The organism is Escherichia sp. XD33 (assembly GCF_019375075.1).
GTDB lineage: Bacteria > Pseudomonadota > Gammaproteobacteria > Enterobacterales > Enterobacteriaceae > Enterobacter > Enterobacter flexneri_A.
This window is the reverse complement of record NZ_JAENDM010000123.1, coordinates 1-3607: the sequence shown is the minus strand read 5'-3', so window position 1 is coordinate 3607 and position 3607 is coordinate 1. Positions and strand designations below refer to the sequence as shown.

General features: G+C 49.1%; 2 protein-coding genes and 1 pseudogene. All 3 read right to left on the bottom strand.

From position 1 onward, the window contains the following. Positions 1-169, bottom strand: a pseudogene (locus K0778_RS28045) (complement resistance protein TraT); the annotation flags it as partial. Between the two features lie 31 nt (positions 170-200). After that, positions 201-704, bottom strand: a complete 504-nt coding sequence (locus K0778_RS25165; RefSeq protein ID WP_201273844.1) for a surface exclusion protein — start codon at positions 702-704, stop codon at positions 201-203. 14 nt (positions 705-718) lie between these two features. Next, positions 719-3541: a conjugal transfer mating-pair stabilization protein TraG gene (traG, locus tag K0778_RS25160; protein WP_001007048.1), complete on the bottom strand. Its 2823-nt coding sequence runs from the start codon at positions 3539-3541 to the stop codon at positions 719-721. Between the last annotated feature and the right edge of the window lie 66 nt (positions 3542-3607).

Below are 3607 nucleotides of genomic sequence, written 5' to 3'. Positions count from 1 at the left end.
TCTGCAGAAATACCGTGCGTTCGCTGGCGGGTTCAAGCCAGATGGTCTCACTCATCTGAGTCTTCACCTCAAGGTTACGCTTCTTGATTGCTGTGCTCATCGCACCACACCCTGAAAGGGCCAGAGTGGAACTGACCAGTGCAACCATCATCAATTTTTTTGTTTTCATCAAATTACCTTTATTACAAACCACAGTTTTCTTATCGCCTGTCATCATAGTCCTGCCAACAAGTCCCAAAAGTATTTCCTGCTGAATCAAATCCTCCATGCATAGCTAATCCTGTTGCCGGATTAGTACGATAAAAATCCACATAATCAAAATTCACATCATCAAAATCCAGATGCAAATCTTCATTAGTTTGTTCATTTACCTGAGATTGCATCCATTCTCTTACACTTACACAACCACTAATTCGCCTTAATTCGTATAGTGTACCAATGATAAAAACCATCAGGCTTAATAACGGAGAGAGTAAGGAAGATACTGGCATCAGTATATACCAAACGCCTTTACTGAATTTAAACTCATCCGACACATGCCGTTTTTTTCGTATTTGAGAAAATAACCATATAAACAATCCCTGCCATAGTACAATAAAGCACAGGATAAAAACTGTTTCGGCACTCCCCCAATCAGCCAGATAACAGGTAATGAACTGTATCACCGTCACCAGAGCAATATGAGCTAAATTTTTCATTATCATCTCCCCATACAATATTATTGCTTGTGCTTATCCTGATACTCCTTTGCTCTTTTCATCAGTTCCTGTGGACTGTCAGCCCCGGGCATTCTTTCCTGACCCGATTTTTCTTCATTATATTTATTATTCTGAGATAATGCCTCTGTTTTATGGTGATTTTGTAGTTCAGAATACTGTCTTCCTACAATATTTTCTTCGCCACGTATGCTGCTCTGAGTATCTCCGATATTGCCTCGGTATTCTGTGACCATATTATCAACCTGATGTTTTACATCATTACGGATATTACTGTCCTGCGTTCTTTGCTCAATAATGGCCTGATGCCCCTGATGATCAGCAATAATATCCTGGCTGCCACCACCCGAAGGTACGCTCTCCATTCCTTTACCGATGTCCCCACGGGATTCACGCCAGGCATTATCAACACCAGGCTGCACCTGTTCCTGAACAAAAGACCACGCCATAGCCCGACGGCGTTCTGCAATCTCCGGTGAACTGGTGTTTGTCAGAATAGCTTCGGCATCCTGCGGCGCGTGTTTCATCACATACTGTGCAAACTGTTGCGACAGGTCTTCACTCATCTGCCCACTCATGCTTTCAGTACGGGATGCCATTTCAGCATATTCATGGCTGCGGGTCATATTCGTCGTGTACTGGTCGTAACTCTGTTTTGCTGAGTTCAGGGCTGCAGACAGCTGGTCCACACGGGAATCGGCATTATTGTCCGTATGGCTGCCGGATTCACTGACCTTGCGACTGGTAAAGTAATCGCTGGCCTCTTTAAAGTCTTGTGTAGCCCTGGCATCGATATCATGGCGAGCATCATGGCTGGCCCGTGAACCACTGCTGGCCTGATGCGCATCCTCATCACTCCAGTCAATACTTGCCCGACCACCACCTCTAACACCTACGCCACCACCAACACCAAGAATTTTAGGTTTAACCCCCCATTCAGCATGAGCATCGCCATACATCCCCGCAGAACCTCTCGTACTTCTTGATGCCAGTTCTCTTGTCGCCTGCTCATTACTGATATTATGCGCCTTCGCATAGCTTTCCACTGCGCTGCGCATACGGCTGGCCATCATGGAGTCCTGTGCGCTCATCGTGCTGTCAGCACCACCGGTGACAGAATCACTGCTCCCCCGGTTAGAACCAAACTGACTGAGCGAGTTCCAGGCACTGGCAATACTGCTGCTGAACCCATGCAGGGCACTTTCTGCTCTGTTCGATGCTTCCCGGGCCATTTCCTGTTGTGCCGCCGCAATCTGACGCGTTGCATTGATGCCGACCGGTAACCGGGACATCGCTCCGCTTGCATCCATCACCATATTACCGTCACGGGTCTGTGTAGCGGTTGCGCCACTGCCGGTCTGGTACATCATCTGACCAAACGACGTGGTGCTGTTGGTGCTCCAGCTGAATCCGTTCACGTTTTCCGTCTGCATGTTGCCGTAGGAGTAATTACCGTCAACCACACTACCTGCCGCACTGGCAGTCGGGCTGATAGCAGAGGAAGCGAAATGGCTGTACACACTGGAAAATCCGGCCCCGAGTCCCCTGACCATCATCCAGGATAATGGCGGGATCATCATGGAAAGATACCCGGCAGTGGAAGCCAGATCGGAGTATTTCAGCTGTATCTGTGAAATTTCCGAGAGCACCACCGGTGCACCATTCTGCTTCGCATAAAATGTCATGGCGCTGTTCAGAATGGCGTACAACATTGGCCATGACTGCAACCACATCAGGGCAAACACATAGCCTTTCAGGACGGACAGCGTCAGTTTGTTGAAGACAGCCGCCAGTACCAGAAGCGGGAAAATACCAATGGCGATCCCCGTCAGGATGGTCTGCGTCATGGGCAGTGTCCGCATCGCCACATGACCGATGGAGACATGTGCCAGACGTTGCTTCTCCATCGATGACGTGGTGGCCAGATTCACCAGGCTGGCTGAGTCACCATTACGTGCTGCATAACTGGTGATCCCCTCCTTCAGCGCATTAATGGTGACATTCTGGCGGATGATCTGGCTGGCTGATTTACTTGAGTCATAGAAGTAACGGTAACTGTCGCCAATCAGCGTACTGAACAACAGGTTCGGATCAGGGCGACCACCAAATAACTGCTGGGCATAATAATGCCAGGTTTTTCCGCCACTCTGTGTGTCCAGATTCAGCTTGTCTTTCAACGAAACCGACGCATCCTTACAGGTTACGAAATTATTATTGCTGTCATAAACGCCCCGCAGCGGACTGGGACGGGAAAAAATCAGCGTGTAGGGATCAGAGGAGGCCATCAGCTCCTCCAGCGTGTATTTGTGGTTCAGGTAAATATCCCCCATCACGCAGTTCTGCACATAATCCTGGAAAAGATTGGCGATTTCCGGATTACGAGACAAAAAGTCAGTGCTTTTTGATACCAGTTCTGCACCAAACAGCATCCCCGTTTTGCTGTAGGTGAAACTGTCCGGTTGCGTGTAGATCATCTCGTAACTGGCCACCATTGCATGCCCGATACGGGTCGTCAGTGAAAGTGGCATCGCCAGTCCGACCGGCACATTATCCGCCCGGTGAACTTTGACCAGGTCACTGTTATCAATAATCTGCACCGATGTGCGGATATTAACCAGCAGGCTGATAAGTACAAACACCGCCGCCCAGCCCAGCAAATCCATCACGTTATGGCGCTGTACCCACATAAAGGCCACCGCAACAACAGACAGGGTGAGAGCAATTTTCTCAATGGAATCCCACGTCCGGGTTCCCATAAAGGCGGCAATGGCATTCAGGTTATTCCGCAACCACTCACCACCGGCAATCACATAAACTTCATTCACAGCGTGCTCCCTCCGAAGTGATAGTTGTTCTGGTAACGACTGAGCATGCGGGCGGAAAGCTGCTGA